At 59.1% G+C, this 15146-nt stretch carries 17 protein-coding genes; 8 read left to right on the top strand and 9 right to left on the bottom strand.

Annotation, left to right across the window (positions count from 1 at the left end):
- The first annotated feature begins 144 nt into the window (after positions 1 to 144).
- The 4 genes from AACW30_RS18530 to AACW30_RS18515 all read left to right on the top strand — a co-directional run bounded on the left by AACW30_RS18530 (position 145) and on the right by AACW30_RS18515 (position 3483).
- The gene (locus AACW30_RS18530) at positions 145 to 738 is read left to right on the top strand and encodes an aminodeoxychorismate/anthranilate synthase component II (protein ID WP_094951420.1); all 594 of its coding nucleotides are present in this window, start codon (positions 145 to 147) and stop codon (positions 736 to 738) included.
- 9 nt (positions 739 to 747) lie between these two features.
- The gene (gene trpD, locus AACW30_RS18525) at positions 748 to 1797 is read left to right on the top strand and encodes an anthranilate phosphoribosyltransferase (protein WP_200625585.1); all 1050 of its coding nucleotides are present in this window, start codon (positions 748 to 750) and stop codon (positions 1795 to 1797) included.
- Complete coding sequence (gene trpC / locus AACW30_RS18520) at positions 1794 to 2630, top strand: indole-3-glycerol phosphate synthase TrpC (RefSeq protein ID WP_200625584.1); 837 nt, start codon at positions 1794 to 1796, stop codon at positions 2628 to 2630. The genes trpD and trpC overlap by 4 nt, the downstream gene beginning before the upstream one ends.
- A 157-nt stretch (positions 2631 to 2787) precedes the next feature.
- Positions 2788 to 3483: a lipoate--protein ligase family protein gene (locus tag AACW30_RS18515; RefSeq protein ID WP_124418580.1), complete on the top strand. Its 696-nt coding sequence runs from the start codon at positions 2788 to 2790 to the stop codon at positions 3481 to 3483.
- Here the strand turns inward: AACW30_RS18515 and crp are convergent.
- Positions 3480 to 4124, bottom strand: a complete 645-nt coding sequence (gene crp / locus AACW30_RS18510; protein WP_106575498.1) for a cAMP-activated global transcriptional regulator CRP — start codon at positions 4122 to 4124, stop codon at positions 3480 to 3482. The two genes, AACW30_RS18515 and crp, sit on opposite strands and share 4 nt — an antisense overlap.
- A gap of 250 nt (positions 4125 to 4374) precedes the next feature.
- Between crp and AACW30_RS18505 the strand changes: the two genes are divergently transcribed.
- Positions 4375 to 4797, top strand: a complete 423-nt coding sequence (locus AACW30_RS18505; RefSeq protein WP_005792019.1) for an OsmC family protein — start codon at positions 4375 to 4377, stop codon at positions 4795 to 4797.
- Between the two features lie 66 nt (positions 4798 to 4863).
- On the opposite strand, the gene coq7 is transcribed toward AACW30_RS18505, so the two are convergent.
- The 6 genes from coq7 to hemJ form a co-directional block, all read right to left on the bottom strand.
- Positions 4864 to 5511: a 2-polyprenyl-3-methyl-6-methoxy-1,4-benzoquinone monooxygenase gene (gene coq7, locus AACW30_RS18500; protein WP_124418579.1), complete on the bottom strand. Its 648-nt coding sequence runs from the start codon at positions 5509 to 5511 to the stop codon at positions 4864 to 4866.
- A gap of 117 nt (positions 5512 to 5628) precedes the next feature.
- A complete protein-coding gene (locus tag AACW30_RS18495) occupies positions 5629 to 5967 on the bottom strand; it encodes a histidine triad nucleotide-binding protein (protein WP_106575496.1) in 339 nt (112 codons plus the stop codon).
- Between the two features lie 45 nt (positions 5968 to 6012).
- Entirely contained in the window at positions 6013 to 6801 is a 789-nt protein-coding gene (locus AACW30_RS18490; RefSeq protein WP_119737706.1) for an SDR family NAD(P)-dependent oxidoreductase, read from the bottom strand.
- Between the two features lie 62 nt (positions 6802 to 6863).
- Entirely contained in the window at positions 6864 to 7829 is a 966-nt protein-coding gene (locus AACW30_RS18485; RefSeq protein WP_200625583.1) for a DUF805 domain-containing protein, read from the bottom strand.
- A gap of 71 nt (positions 7830 to 7900) precedes the next feature.
- Positions 7901 to 8863 (bottom strand): NAD(P)H-dependent flavin oxidoreductase, encoded by a 963-nt coding sequence (locus tag AACW30_RS18480; protein ID WP_169367715.1) that lies wholly within the window; start codon positions 8861 to 8863, stop codon positions 7901 to 7903.
- 24 nt (positions 8864 to 8887) lie between these two features.
- Positions 8888 to 9316, bottom strand: coding sequence for a protoporphyrinogen oxidase HemJ (hemJ, locus tag AACW30_RS18475; protein WP_119737710.1), 429 nt, complete (start codon positions 9314 to 9316; stop codon positions 8888 to 8890).
- A gap of 136 nt (positions 9317 to 9452) precedes the next feature.
- Between hemJ and argC the strand changes: the two genes are divergently transcribed.
- Together argC and erpA are read left to right on the top strand one after the other, a co-directional pair.
- Positions 9453 to 10487, top strand: coding sequence for an N-acetyl-gamma-glutamyl-phosphate reductase (argC, locus tag AACW30_RS18470; RefSeq protein ID WP_200625582.1), 1035 nt, complete (start codon positions 9453 to 9455; stop codon positions 10485 to 10487).
- Positions 10488 to 10652: 165 nt separating this feature from the next.
- Positions 10653 to 11003, top strand: coding sequence for an iron-sulfur cluster insertion protein ErpA (gene erpA, locus AACW30_RS18465; RefSeq protein WP_003176443.1), 351 nt, complete (start codon positions 10653 to 10655; stop codon positions 11001 to 11003).
- A gap of 65 nt (positions 11004 to 11068) precedes the next feature.
- Here the strand turns inward: erpA and AACW30_RS18460 are convergent, their stop codons facing one another.
- Entirely contained in the window at positions 11069 to 12160 is a 1092-nt protein-coding gene (locus AACW30_RS18460; protein WP_200625581.1) for an anhydro-N-acetylmuramic acid kinase, read from the bottom strand.
- 3 nt (positions 12161 to 12163) lie between these two features.
- Complete coding sequence (locus tag AACW30_RS18455) at positions 12164 to 13576, bottom strand: peptidoglycan DD-metalloendopeptidase family protein (protein ID WP_179676595.1); 1413 nt, start codon at positions 13574 to 13576, stop codon at positions 12164 to 12166.
- 209 nt (positions 13577 to 13785) lie between these two features.
- Between AACW30_RS18455 and tyrS the strand changes: the two genes are divergently transcribed.
- Positions 13786 to 14985, top strand: a complete 1200-nt coding sequence (gene tyrS / locus AACW30_RS18450) for a tyrosine--tRNA ligase (RefSeq protein ID WP_005791998.1) — start codon at positions 13786 to 13788, stop codon at positions 14983 to 14985.
- The last annotated feature ends 161 nt before the right edge of the window (positions 14986 to 15146 follow it).

Raw genomic sequence — 15146 nt, 5'->3', positions numbered from 1 at the left:
CGGACCTGTACCGATTTGCCTTCTTCACCCGTTGTTTTGACGCCCCTTGCCGGCTAACCCTGGCAACCGGAACGTGCGTCTGGCAGCGGGTCACTCTCGGAAGGCGGTCATTCGAAATCAGTGAATTCAAGAGGTTTGAACCACATGTTGCTGATGATTGATAACTACGACTCCTTTACCTACAACGTTGTGCAGTACCTGGGCGAGCTCGGTGCCGAGGTCAAGGTCGTGCGCAATGACGAACTGACGGTCGCCGAAATCGCCGCCCTGAATCCGGAGCGCATCGTGGTTTCGCCAGGCCCTTGCACGCCGACCGAAGCCGGTGTGTCGCTGGAAGCGATCAAATATTTCGCTGGCAAGTTGCCGATCCTGGGCGTGTGCCTGGGCCACCAGTCCATTGGCCAGGCCTTTGGCGGTGATGTGGTTCGCGCGCGCCAGGTGATGCATGGCAAAACCAGCCCGGTGTTCCATAAAGACCTGGGCGTATTCCACGGCCTGAACCTGCCGGTAACGGTCACCCGCTACCACTCGCTGGTGGTCAAGCGTGAGACCCTGCCCGAGTGCCTGGAGCTTACCGCCTGGACCCAGCTGGAAGACGGTTCGGTCGATGAGATCATGGGCCTGCGCCACAAGACACTGAATATCGAAGGGGTGCAATTTCACCCCGAGTCGATCCTGACCGAGCAGGGCTACGAGCTGTTCGCTAACTTTCTCAAGCAGAGCGGCGGCACGCGCTAAGGACTTTCCATGGATATCAAGACTGCCCTGAGCCGTATCGTCGGCCATCTGGACCTGAGCACCGCTGAAATGAGCGATGTGATGCGCGAGATCATGACCGGCCAATGCACCGAGGCGCAGATCGGCGCGTTCATGATGGCGATGCGCATGAAGAGCGAAAGCATCGACGAAATCGTCGGCGCTGTGTCGGTGATGCGAGAGCTGGCCGACAAGGTCGAACTCAAGACCCTCGACGGCGTGGTCGATGTGGTCGGCACTGGCGGTGACGGTGCGAATATCTTCAACGTGTCGACGGCTTCCTCCTTTGTGGTCGCGGCGGCCGGTTGCACCGTGGCCAAGCACGGTAACCGCGCGGTGTCTGGCAAGAGCGGCAGTGCCGACTTGCTGGAAGCGGCCGGGATCTACCTGAACCTGACGCCGGTACAAGTGGCGCGCTGCATCGACAGCGTCGGCATTGGCTTCATGTTTGCTCAATCCCACCACGGTGCGATGAAACACGCCGCCGGCCCGCGCAAGGACCTTGGCCTGCGCACCCTGTTCAACATGCTCGGCCCGCTTACGAATCCGGCCGGTGTGAAACATCAGGTGGTGGGTGTGTTCAGTCAGGCGCTGTGCCGCCCCTTGGCCGAGGTGTTGCAACGCCTGGGCAGCAAGCACGTGCTGGTGGTGCATTCCAAAGACGGTTTGGACGAGTTCAGCCTGGCAGCCCCGACCTTTGTGGCGGAACTGAAGAACGACCAAGTCACCGAGTACTGGGTCGAGCCCGAAGACCTCGGCATGAAAAGCCAGAGCCTGCATGGCCTGTCGGTGGAAAGCCCGGCCGCCTCGCTTGAATTGATTCGGGATGCCCTGGGGCGTCGCAAAACCGAAAACGGCCAGAAAGCTGCCGAAATGATCGTGCTCAATGCCGGCGCGGCACTGTATGCCGCCGATCACGCCTACAGTCTCAAAGAGGGCGTGGCCCTCGCACATGATGCATTGCACACCGGGCTCGCTCGCGAGAAGCTCGAAGAACTGGGTGCCTTTACTGCGGTGTTCAAGATGGAGAATGAAGGATGAGTGTTCCGACCGTTCTGGAAAAAATCCTGGCCCGCAAGGCTGAAGAAGTCGCCGAGCGTCGCGCCCGCGTCAGCCTGGCCGAGTTGGAAGCTCAGGCGAAGATCGCCGATGCGCCGCGTGGTTTTGCCAATGCCCTGATAAAGCGGGCCAAGGACAAGCAGCCCGCGGTCATTGCCGAGATCAAAAAAGCCTCACCCAGCAAGGGCGTGATTCGCGAGCTCTTTATTCCTGAAGAGATTGCCAAGAGCTACGAGAAGGGCGGCGCAACCTGCCTGTCGGTCCTGACCGACATCGACTACTTCCAGGGCTGCGACCTGTTCCTGCAACAGGCCCGCGCGGCGTGCAAGTTGCCGGTGATCCGCAAAGACTTCATGGTCGACCCATACCAAATCGTCGAAGCCCGTGCCTTGGGCGCCGACTGCGTGCTGCTGATCGTCTCTGCACTGGATGACGTGAAGATGGCCGAGTTGGCAGCCGTGGCCAAAAGTGTTGGCCTGGATGTGCTGGTGGAAGTCCACGATGGTGATGAGCTGGAACGTGCACTGAAAACCCTCGATACACCGTTGGTGGGGGTCAATAACCGCAACCTGCACACTTTTGAAGTCAGCCTGGAAAACACGCTGGACCTGTTGCCGCGAATTCCGCGCGACCGTCTGGTGATCACCGAGAGTGGCATCGTTAACCGCGCCGATGTGGAACTGATGGAAATCAGCGGTGTGTACTCGTTCCTGGTGGGCGAAACCTTTATGCGCGCCGAGAACCCGGGGGCGGAACTGCAGCGTTTGTTCTTCCCTGAGCGTGGCGTGGCGGTCAGCGGCTCCACATTAGACTGATTTGGAATGCGGTCAACAATGTGGGGGCGGGCTTGTGTGGGAGCTGGCTTGCCTGCGATAGCATCACCAGGGTGTAACTGATACACCGAGGTGCCTGTATCGCAGGCAAGCCAGCTCCCACATTAGTTTTGTGTCTATTCAGAGAAGTAGGTGTTTGATGATTCAACCCCTATCGATGACCGTAGAAGCAGGCCTCGCTGCCGAACAAGACCTGTTGGCGGCCGTTTGCGCTGGCGAGCGAGCGTTCGGGCTGCTGTTCTGGCAGCCCAGCGACCAAGCGCTGGTCATGCCGCGTCGCTTGAGCCGCTTGCCCGCGTTTGAAGCCGCGAGCCGCGTATCAGCCGATGCCGGTTGGCCGGTGTTGCTGCGTGAAACCGGCGGTGAGCCGGTGCCGCAGTCTGGCGCTACCGTCAATATCGCCCTGGTGTACGCGCCGCCACGCAGCGAAGGTGATCAAGGGCGCATCGAAACCGGTTACCAGCGTTTGTGCCAGCCGATCTGCGACTTATTGATTGAGTTGGGCGGTGACGCGTCCGTCGGTGAAATCGACGGTGCGTTTTGCGACGGTCGTTACAACGTCAACCTCAACGGTCGCAAGATGGTGGGCACCGCCCAGCGCTGGCGACAGAGCGGCGGCCGCCCGGTGGGGTTGGTGCACGGTGCCCTGTTGCTGGATGACGATCGCGAGGAATTGATTGCAGCGGTCAACCGTTTCAATGAAGCCTGCGGCCTCGACCAGCGTGTACGTGCCGACAGTCATATCGCACTGCATGAAGCCTTTCCCGCGCCGGATGCGATCAGCCGGCTGGATACCTTGTACCGTCAGATGCTGGCCGGCTTCCTGGCGGGTTAACGCGTACCGAACACCACCATGGTCTTGCCTTTGACGTGCACCAGGTTGCGCTCTTCCAGGTCCTTGAGTACGCGACCGACCATTTCCCGTGAGCAGCCGACAATGCGCCCGATTTCCTGGCGCGTGACTTTGATCTGCATGCCGTCCGGATGGGTCATGGCATCCGGTTGCTTGCACAGCTCCAGCAGGCAACGGGCCACGCGGCCGGTGACGTCAAAGAATGCCAGATCACCGACTTTGCGTGTGGTGTCGCGCAGGCGCTGGGCAATCTGGCCGCTCAGGGCGTAAAGGATGTCGGGATCATGCTGGGCCAATTCGCGGAATTTCGCGTAACTGATTTCGGCAACGTCGCATTCAATCTTGGCTCGCACCCAGGCGCTGCGTTCCTGCTCTTTGCCGGCTTGCTCGAACAGCCCCAGCTCCCCGAAGAAATCACCGGTATTGAGGTAGGCGATGATCATCTCGCGACCGTCTTCATCCTCGATCAGGATAGTGACCGAGCCTTTGATGATGAAGAACAGCGTTTCGGAACGTTCGCCCGCGCAGATGATGTTGTGCTTGGCCGGATAACGCCGGCGCTGGCAATGCATCAGCAGCTTGTCGAGATTCTTGATCTTGGGTGTGGGAGTAAGAGCAACCATGGTTGTATCCCGGAAAGACTGCACGGTGTGGTTGGATTTATTTTTTTATCCAGCGATGTCGGCATTGATACACGCTGTACAAAGGATGGCAATGCGCCATTGAATTGGCGCCAGCTTACCAGACACATTCTGCCTCGATTAAGGAATTTACCGAGCAAACGCTGTCATTGATCGCTTTGAAGGCAGGACGCTGCGGTTCCAAGGCCCTGTGCTAAGCTGGCGACCCTTTTTTAGCAGTGGAGTCTGGGCGATGAAGGCACGCATCCAATGGGCGGGCGAAGCCATGTTCCTCGGTGAGTCGGGCAGTGGCCATGTGGTGGTCATGGATGGCCCGCCGGAAGCCGGTGGCCGTAACCTGGGCGTACGTCCGATGGAAATGCTCCTGCTGGGTGTCGGCGGTTGCAGCAATTTCGACGTGGTCAGCATCCTGAAGAAATCCCGCCAGGCCGTGGAAAGCTGCGAAGCCTTCCTGGAAGCCGAGCGCGCCACTGAAGACCCGAAGGTGTTCACCAAGATCCACATGCATTTCGTGGTGAAGGGCCGGGCGCTGAAAGAAGCCCAGGTCAAGCGTGCCATCGAGCTGTCGGCCGAGAAGTATTGCTCGGCGTCGATCATGCTGGGCGCGGCCGGTGTGGCAATCACTCATGATTATGAAATCATCGAGTTGGGTTGATCGCCAAGCGGTAAAAGAAAAGGGCGCCTGTGTGGCGCCCTTTTTTGTGGGTCAGATTCAATGCACTTAGATGCGATAGGTGCTCTTGGTCATGACTTTGGCCAACAGGCTCATGCCAAACCGCACCGGCGCCGGGAAGCGAAAGCCGCCCGCATCCAATGCGCTTTCTGCGTGGTGTTCTTCATCGATGCGCATCTGCTCGAGAATGGCCCGGGACTTTTCGTCTTCGGCCGGCAGCTGTTCCAGGTGTTCATCCAAATGTTTGCACACCTGATGTTCCGTCGCTGCGACAAAGCCAAGGCTGACCTTGTCACTGATCAGGCCGGCAGCAGCGCCGATACCAAACGACAAACCATAAAACAGTGGGTTCAGCACGCTCGTATGGCTGCCCAACTGACGAATGCGCTGCTCACACCAGGCCAGGTGGTCGATTTCTTCCTCGGCGGCATGTTCCATCGCCGCGCGCACCTGCGGCAGCTTGGCGGTCAGCGCCTGGCCCTGGTACAGCGCCTGGGCACAGACTTCGCCGGTATGGTTGATGCGCATCAGACCGACGACGTGGCGGGTGTCGGTCTCGCTCATCTGCGAATCCGGCTGCACGATTGCGGGCGATGGGCGGTACGGTTGGCCGCTGAACGGCAACAGCGTGCGCATGGCCATGTCGGCTTGCAGCAACAGACGGTCAATCGGCGAGTAGTGACGTTGGGTAGTCATGCTGACCTCCGGGAAGAATCTCGGCGGCCAGTTTACCGCAAGAGAGGGCGAAGCGTTTGCGTTGAGTCAAGGGCATGAAGTCGCAGCACTGGGCCGCGACCTCTGCAGGAAGGCTGATCAGCCCGGTGGCCAGTTCATCTGGCGCTGCCCCAGCACGTGCATATGAATGTGATAAACGGTCTGCCCGCCTTCTTCATTGCAGTTCATCACCACGCGAAAGCCTTTCTCGCAGCCCTGTTCAACAGCCAGACGCTGAGCGGTAAACAGAATATGGCCGGCCAGGGCTTTATCGTCTTCGGTGAGGTCATTGAGGGTGCGGATCGGCTTTTTTGGAATGACCAGAAAATGCACGGGCGCCATCGGGGCAATATCGTGGAAAGCGAGGACCTGGTCATCTTCATAGATGATCTTCGCCGGTATTTCCCTGTTGATGATCTTGGTGAACAGAGTATCCACAGCTGTTTCTCCATTGTGAAAGTGCAGGGGAGTGTACCCAGGCCGTCAACGTGGGCAATAGGCCTTGTTGATCGCGCCGGCAATCTTGCGGGTCAGCCAGCGGGGGCTCAGGCGCGGGCTGAACGCCAGCCAACGGTTGCGCCGCCCGGGAATGATGATGGCTTTGTTTCTTTCCAAGGCTCGCACGGTATAAAGCGCGACTTCTTCCGGGCTCATCAGTTGTTGGCTGCGGTCGAGTTTGGCGGTGTCCATTTGCGCGGTACCAAAAAAGGCTGTGCGCGTGGGGCCGGGGCACAGCACCGAGACCTTGATGCCACAACTCTTCAACTCTTCGCGCAGCCCTTCGGAGAAGTGCAGTACATACGCCTTGCTGGCGTAATAGCTGCTCATCCATGGGCCCGGCTGAAACGCGGCGACCGAAGCAACGTTAAGAATCTGCCCGCCGCCATGCAGCGCCATGGCATTGCCCAGGGCATGGCACATACGGGTCAGGGCCAGGATGTTGACTTCGATCAGGTCTTGTTCGGTCATCCAGTCCTGGGCCAGGAACGGTCCGCTGGTGCCGATGCCGGCGCAGTTGACCAGCAGGTCGATCTGCCGCTCGCCCTCTTCAAGCTCCAGCAGGAACCCGGACAGGCGCAGCGGCTCGCCCAGATCGCAGGCGCGAAACAACACCTCGACGCCAAAGCGTTGAGTCAATTCGATTGCAATGCTTTCCAACTGATCACGCTGGCGGGCCACCAGAATCAAGCTGCGGCCGCGACGGGCCAATGCTTCGGCCAAGGCCAGGCCGATGCCGCTGGAGGCACCGGTGATCAGAGCGTAACGGGTCATGCCTTTCTCCATCGCAACGCCGCCGGGCCTGTGACAGAGGCATCACAGGCGCCGGGCGTTTCTCACTGTTCTGGAGAGTCTACAGGTTCGGCTGCGTCGTCAGCACTTTGCGCGCCGTCTTCTTCATCGACGATGACGCTTTGATCGGTGTCGTCATCGGCATTGATGGAGCTGCTTTCGTAGCTATTGCTCATATTGGCTTCGAATTGATTCAGGTAACCGTTCATGCCCAGCGTGACCAGGATGGCGAGCATCACCGGAATGAACGCCAGCCACATGGCAGCCAGCACCTTCACCGCAGTAGAGTTGCGTGGTGGCGGAGGGCCGTATTGGTTGGCACCTGGATTACCGGGCAGCACCAGCAGCAACAGCGGGAAAACGCTGTTCACCAAGGGCACCAGGTTCAGGAAGTACAGCCAGCCAGACCAGCCCAGATCGTGCAGGCGTTGCACGCCGATTTGCACGCTGATCCAGACCAGTGCAACAAACAGCGCGAAACCCAGCAGCGAGCCGAGAATAGCGCCGGCTATTGGCGAGGCGGTGGCGACGGCGAAACTGGCGGTGCTGATAATGCCCGCGGCGACCAGCATGGCGACGGTCAATACCAACGTCCAGGCCAGGTAGCGCAGGCGACCGATACGCCCGTGAATGGTGAAAACCTTGAGCGTTGCGAATTCCTCGGTGCTATCCCCCACGGCTGCACGGGGTGGCGCGTAAGGCGAGGCGGCGGCGCGCGAAAAATCAGCAGCGCTGGTCTGCGTTTCATGGGTTTCGGCCAGGCTGAACGCCACGGGCTGCTCATCTTCGATGCGGGCATCAACACCGGCGTTTTTCAGCGCAGTCAGGTAGGTCTCTGCATCCGCGCGCGACAGGTCACGCTTGAGCGCAACGGGGCGTCCGGTGAAGAGCTTTTCGATCGACTCGACATCGCTCTTGAACAACTCGGCGAGGTTGAGTTTGGCCGTGGTGCTTTCGACACCCGGGAGCAAGGCTCCGTCAAACACGATCTTGAAACGGTTGTCGCTCATGCGGGCATCCTTGTCACTGGTAAAGGAGGGGAGTTGCCGGCCCGCTTCAATCGGCAGGCCTGGCGAGTGTATCAGCGTGGCCAGCGCAGTTGTGTCGCCTGTTCGCGGGCCTTGCGGTATTCGGCATCCAGGCGGGCAATCAGTTCATCGACGCCGGGCAGATCGTCAATCTCACCGACGCCCTGGCCCGCAGACCACACCGTTTTCCATGCCTTGGCCTCGTCGCTCAACGGCTTGAGCTTGGAGCCGAAGTTGACTTCGCCTTTGCCCTGTAAGGCTGCGAGGTCGAAACCGGCGTTTTCCAGGCTCTGGCGCATAAAGCTGGCGGGCACGCCGGACACTGCGGGAGTGTGCACGATGTCGGCGGCACGCGATGTGAGCAGCATCTCTTTATACGCATCCGGGGCATGGCTTTCAGTGGTGCCGATAAAGCGTGTGCCGAAGTAGGCGAGGTCTGCGCCCAACAGTTGGGCGGCAAGGATCTCGTGGCCATGGTTGAGGCAGCCTGCCAACAGCAGGGTTTTGTCGAAGAACTGCCGGATCTCGGCGATCAGCGCGAACGGACTCCAGGTGCCGGCATGGCCCCCGGCGCCTGCAGCCACGGCGATCAGGCCGTCAACACCAGCCTCTGCGGCTTTCTCGGCGTGGCGCCGGGTGGTGACGTCGTGAAACACCAGACCGCCGTAGCTGTGCACGGCATCGACCAGTTCTTTCACCGCACCCAGGCTGGTGATGACGATCGGCACTTTGTGCGCCACACAGATCGCCAGATCGGCCTCCAGGCGGGGGTTGCTGTTGTGCACGATCAGGTTGACGGCATACGGCGCGGGGTTATCCAGCTGCGCCAGGCCCGCTTCGATTTCTTCCAGCCAGGCCTTGAAGCCGCTGCTTTCACGTTGGTTCAGTGCCGGGAAACTCCCGACCACGCCATTGCGACAGCAGGCCAGTACCAGTTGTGGGTTGGAAATCAGGAACATCGGCGCAGCCACCACGGGCAGGCGCAGACGTTGTTCAAGCAAAGCGGGCAGCGACATTGGAGGTACCCCGAGTGATTGAAGTTAGAACGGTTTGACCACGACCAAAATTACGATAGCCAGCAATATCAGAACCGGTACTTCATTGAACCAGCGATAAAAGACATGGCTGCGGGTGTTTTCGCCACGGGCAAAGCGTTTTACCTGTGCGCCGCACATATGGTGGTAACCGATGAGCAGCACGACCAGGGTCAGTTTGGCGTGGATCCAGGCACCGGATTGAAAGATGGCAGGGTTGAGGTAGATCAGCCAGCCGCCGAATATCAGCGTGGCGATCATCGCCGGGCCCATGATGCCGCGGTAGAGCTTGCGCTCCATGACGCTGAAGCGTTCTTTGCTGACGGTGTCTTCACTTTGGGCGTGATAGACGAACAGGCGGGGCAGGTAGAACAGCCCGGCAAACCAGCAGACGATAGCGACGATGTGGAAGGCTTTGATCCATAGATAGAGCATTTCTAGTTATTCCCAGGTTCACGGTAACTGAAGATAGTAGTGGCTCATGCGCCCGTACGTCACGTTGACGGTTGTCGCAGGGCGATGTGGCCCCTATTATCGGCGGCTTTCCAGTGGGTTCGTTGAGGGCAGGTTTATGGTCAAGGTCGGTATCGTCGGCGGCACGGGTTACACCGGTGTCGAATTGCTGCGTCTGTTGGCTCAGCATCCGCAAGCTGAGGTGGTGGTTATCACTTCCCGATCCGAGGCCGGACTGGCCGTGGCCGATATGTACCCCAACCTGCGAGGCCACTACGACGGCCTGGCGTTCAGCGTGCCGGACATCAAGACCCTTGGCGCCTGTGACGTGGTGTTTTTCGCAACGCCTCACGGGGTGGCGCATGCACTGGCCGGTGAACTGCTGGCGTCGGGGACCAAGGTCATCGATCTGTCAGCCGATTTCCGTCTGCAGGATGCTGACGAATGGGCCAAATGGTACGGCCAGCCGCACGGCGCGCCTCAATTGCTGGAAGAGGCGGTATACGGCCTGCCTGAAGTCAATCGCGAGCAGATCAGGCAAGCACGCCTGATCGCGGTGCCGGGTTGCTACCCGACTGCCACGCAGCTGGGTTTCCTGCCATTGCTCGAAGCCGGGCTGGCGGACACTTCGCGCCTGATCGCAGACTGCAAGTCGGGTGTGAGCGGCGCCGGTCGTGGGGCAGCTGTGGGTTCGCTGTACTCCGAAACGTCCGAAAGCATGAAAGCCTATGCGGTAAAAGGGCACCGCCACTTGCCGGAAATTCGTCAAGGGCTGCGGCGTGCCGCTGGCAAGGAGGTCGGTCTGACGTTCGTGCCGCACCTGACGCCGATGATTCGTGGCATTCACTCCACGCTGTACGCAACCGTGGTCGATCGTTCGGTAGATCTGCAAGCGCTGTTTGAAAAGCGTTATGCCAACGAACCGTTCGTCGATGTAATGCCAGCTGGCAGCCATCCGGAAACCCGCAGCGTGCGTGGTGCCAACGTCTGCCGTATTGCCGTGCACCGTCCGCAGGATGGCGACCTGGTGGTGGTGTTGTCGGTCATCGACAACCTGGTCAAGGGCGCCTCGGGCCAGGCGGTGCAGAACCTGAACATCCTGTTTGGCCTGGATGAAAAGCTGGGCCTGTCCCACGCGGGCATGCTGCCGTAAGGCTTGCCTGCTGCTGTGCAAAAGGCCCGTTGATCGGGCCTTTTGTGTTTTTAATGGCGGCAACGCAGATTGATATACCGTAACAATAGTTGACCGCTTTTCTAGGAGAAGCGGATAATGCCCGCCATTACGCATATGGCGGCGGTACGCCGGGAGATTATCAGCATGAGCGTTGAGTCCTTCACCCCCACGGCTTTGCAATTCACCCACGGTGCTGCGCACAAGGTGAAGAGCCTGGTCGATGAAGAGGGTAATGATCGCTTGAAGCTGCGCGTATTTGTTACGGGCGGCGGTTGTTCAGGGTTTCAGTACGGTTTTACCTTCGATGAAGATGTGGCCGATGATGACACTATCGTCGAGCGCGAAGGCGTTAGCCTGGTCGTGGACCCGATGAGCTTCCAATACCTGGCAGGTGCCGAGGTGGATTACCAGGAAGGTCTGGAAGGTTCGCGTTTCGTGATCAAGAACCCGAATGCCACCACGACGTGTGGGTGCGGGTCTTCGTTCTCGATCTGATCCATAGCAGATAAAAAAACGCCGCTTGGCTTTGAAAGGCTAAGCGGCGTTTTGCTGTCTGGGAGTCAGGCCGGGTAAATCGCGCCCAGTACCCGCAGCCCACGTGCGCCGGTGACGCTGGGGCGGTTGGCGGCAATGCCTTCAAGGCAGCAATGGGCCAGCCAGGCGAAGGCCATGGCTTCGACCCAGTCGGGATCGACGCCATAAGTGGCGGTGCTGCTGACCTGGGTGGACGGCAGCAGCGCCGTCAGACGGTTCATCAGCGTGGCGTTATGCGCGCCGCCACCACAGACCAGCAGCGTTTCAGTCGCGGACTGTGCGGTTTGCAGGGATTCAACGATGGTCAGCGCCGTCAGTTCAAGCAGGGTTGCCTGTACGTCCTGAGGCTTAAACGCGGGTAATGTGCCGAGGTGTTGCTGCAGCCAGCTCAGGTTGAAGACTTCACGTCCGGTACTTTTCGGGCCTTTGGTGAGGAAGAAGGGGTCGCTGAGTAGGCGGCTGAGCAACTGAGGCTCAACCTTGCCACTGGCGGCCCACTGCCCGTCGCGGTCAAAGTGCTCGCCGCGCCGTTGGTGAATCCAGGCATCCAGCAAGACGTTTCCGGGGCCGCAGTCGAAGCCGGCTACCGGCTTGCCGGTCTCGATCAGGCTAAGGTTGCTGAACCCGCCTACGTTTAATACGGCACGGTTGCCGGCACGCTCACCGAACAACGCCTCATGAAACGCTGGCACGAGCGGCGCGCCCTGGCCGCCGGCGGCGACGTCGCGGCTGCGGAAGTCGCTGACCACGGTGATGCCTGTCAGCTCGGTGAGCAGCGCAGGGTTACCGATCTGAACGGTAAAGCCACGGGCCGGTTCATGGCGGATCGTCTGCCCGTGGCTGCCAATGGCGCGAATGTCTTCCGGCTTGAGGTTCTGCTGTTGCAGCAAGGCGTGGATGCCCTCGGCGGCGAGCGTTACCCAATGTCGCTGGGCCATCGCTGAACGTGCGATCTCATCCGGGCCGCTGGCGCACAGGCTTAGCAACTCGGCGCGCAGGGTCTCGGGCATCGGGATGTAGTGCGTGGCGATCAAGTTGATCGCCGGGTCTTGTTCGATCAGGGCGATATCCAGGCCATCAAGGCTGGTTCCGGACATCACACCTATATAGCGCGGCATACCTTAGCGCTTCGCCGAGGCCAGCAGGGTAGAGCGCTCCTGGTCCATGCGGGCCATCAGCGGCTGGCTTTGCTGCAGGAAGCGTGCGCGTTCGGCTTTGGCGATCGGGTCGGCCATCGGCAGCTTCTGGCCCAATGGATCGACGTGAACGCCATTCACCTGGAATTCATAGTGCAAGTGCGGGCCAGTGGACAGGCCAGTGGTGCCGATGTAGCCGATCACCTGGCCTTGCTTGACGTTACTGCCTGTGGACACGCCTTTGGCGAACCCTTGCATGTGGCCATACAGCGTGCGGTAGGTGTTGCCGTGCTGGATGATCACGGTATTGCCGTAGCCACCGCGACGTCCGGCCAGCAACACCTTGCCATCGCCGGCTGCTTTGATCGGCGTGCCACGCGGGGCGGCATAGTCGACGCCTTTGTGAGCGCGGATCTTGTTCAGGATCGGGTGTTTGCGGCCCATGGAGAAACGCGAGCTGATGCGAGCGAAATCTACCGGCGTGCGGATGAACGCCTTGCGCATGCTGTTGCCATCAGCCGTGTAGTAGCTGGTATTGCCTTGTTTGTTGGTATAGCGAACGGCGGTGTAGGTCTTGCCACGGTTGGTGAAACGCGCCGAAAGGATGGCGCCGGTGCCGACCACTTTGCCGTTGGCGACTTTCTGCTCGTAGATCACGTCGAATTCGTCGCCTTGGCGAATGTCCTGAGCGAAGTCGATGTCGTAGCCAAACACACTGGCCATGTCCATGGTCATGCTGTGGGACAAGCCGGCGCGGGCGGCCGATTGCGACAGCGAGCTGTTGATCACGCCATGTATGTAGGCGGAGCGCATCACCGGTTTGGTGGTGATGCGGTTGAAGGCAAAGCCTTTGGCGCCTTTGGTCAGCGAGATGCTTTCGAGGTCGCTGACATTGCTGTGCAGGTTGTTCAGCTGACCGTTGGGTGCCAGCTCGAACTGAAGCTTCTGCCCGTGCTTGAGCTGAGTGAATTGTTTGGCTTGTTTATCGCTCGCCAACACCTCATTAACAGTAGAGGCGGGCAGGCCCACTTTCTCGAACAGCGTTGAGAGAGTGTCGCCTTTGGCCACGATCACTTCGCGGTGCAGGGGGTTCTTGTCCGCAACGGCCGCAGGCGGCTCTTGAGTGGCTTGTTGAGTGTCTTCGGGAGTGCTTTCTATCTGCGCAAAGGGTGATTCGGTTGGTGCATTTGTGGCTTGTTGCGCTTCAGCAGCGTCTTGATCTTGTGTCAGTTGTTCAACTGGACTTTCCAGGTCAAGGCTCAGGGATGTTCGTTTGGCTTCTACGTCACTGGAAGGGAATACCAGGAGTGCCAGGCTGAGAAGAGCGGCGATACCACTTGCGGCGAGCAGGTGGGTCTTCGGGTAAAGCGGCGGCGCTTTAGACGGTTCTGTGGTCATAAGTAATTTTGACTTTGAAGATGAAATGGAAAAGATGAATGACATGATGAAGATGAAATAACTGTATAAAATATAACCAAATCATCTGTGGCGCAAGCTTGCGAACGCTGGGCTTGCTGAACGGTGTCCGTGCGCAGGGCAAAACTTGTAATTAGTCCCTGATCTTGTATGGTTGGTTCCCTTTTGAATCTGAGCCTTGCGGGTCTGTTATGAAGTCGGTTGAAGAGCAGCTAGCGCTGATAAAACGTGGTGCGGAAGAACTGTTGGTCGAGGCCGAGCTGATCGAAAAGCTCAAGCGTGGCCAACCCCTGCGTATTAAGGCTGGCTTCGATCCAACGGCGCCGGATCTGCACCTGGGTCACACCGTGCTTATTAATAAGCTGCGTCAGTTCCAGGAGCTGGGGCATCAAGTCATCTTCCTTATAGGTGACTTTACCGGGATGATCGGTGATCCAAGCGGCAAGAGCGCAACGCGCCCGCCGCTGACCCGTGAGCAGGTTCTCGACAATGCCGAGACCTATAAGACTCAGGTGTTCAAGATTCTGGATCCGGCCAAGACTGAGGTGGCCTTCAACTCCACCTGGATGGACAAGATGGGGCCGGCTGACTTTATCCGCCTGACATCCCAGTACACCGTGGCGCGCATGCTTGAGCGCGATGACTTCGACAAGCGCTACTCCACTAATCAGCCGATCGCGATTCACGAGTTCCTGTACCCACTGGTTCAAGGGTATGACTCGGTGGCGTTGCGCGCGGACGTTGAGTTGGGGGGCACCGATCAGAAGTTCAACCTGCTGATGGGTCGTGAGTTGCAGCGTGCGTATGGGCAAGAGGCGCAGTGCATTCTGACCATGCCGTTGCTGGAGGGGTTGGATGGCGTCAAGAAGATGTCCAAGTCCTTGGGTAACTATGTAGGTATTCAGGAAGCGCCGGGTGTGATGTACGGCAAGCTGGTTTCAATTCCGGACGCGTTGATGTGGCGTTACTTTGAGCTGTTGAGTTTCCGCTCGATGGATGAGATCAATGCGCTGCGTGCTGACGTCGAGGCGGGTGCCAATCCGCGTGACGTGAAGATCAAGTTGGCCGAAGAGATTGTGGCGCGCTTTCATGGCGAAGAGGCTGCGGCAAGTGCTCACCGTGCGGCAGGCAATCGCATGAAGGATGGCGAGTTGCCGGATGATCTGCCGGAGATCGAGCTGACTGCTGCTGAAGCGATGCCGATCGCTGCAGTGCTTAACAAAGCTGGCTTGGTGAAGAACTCGGCGGTTGCGCGTGACCTGTTGGGTTCCGGTGGCGTGCGTATAGATGGTGAGGTTGTTGATCGCACCTTTATATACGAGCTGGGCGCTACCCACGTTTGCCAGGCCGGTAAGAAGGCATTTGCGCGTATTACGCTTAAATCCGAATAAACCTGAAATTAAGTGTTGACGGCGTTTTATATCTGTCTATAATTCGCCCCACTTCCGGCGCAGTCGAAACGGAAAACTCCTTGGTAAACAAAGAGTTACGCAGAATTCGACAGCGAGTTGCTTCAGTTCATCGAAGCCCAGAAGGAGTTGGTAGAGCAGTG

This window comes from Pseudomonas sp. MF6747, assembly GCF_963890955.1.
Taxonomy (GTDB): Bacteria; Pseudomonadota; Gammaproteobacteria; order Pseudomonadales; family Pseudomonadaceae; genus Aquipseudomonas.
Note: the sequence above shows the minus strand (reverse complement) of the source record. Positions and strands in the feature narration are given on the sequence as shown.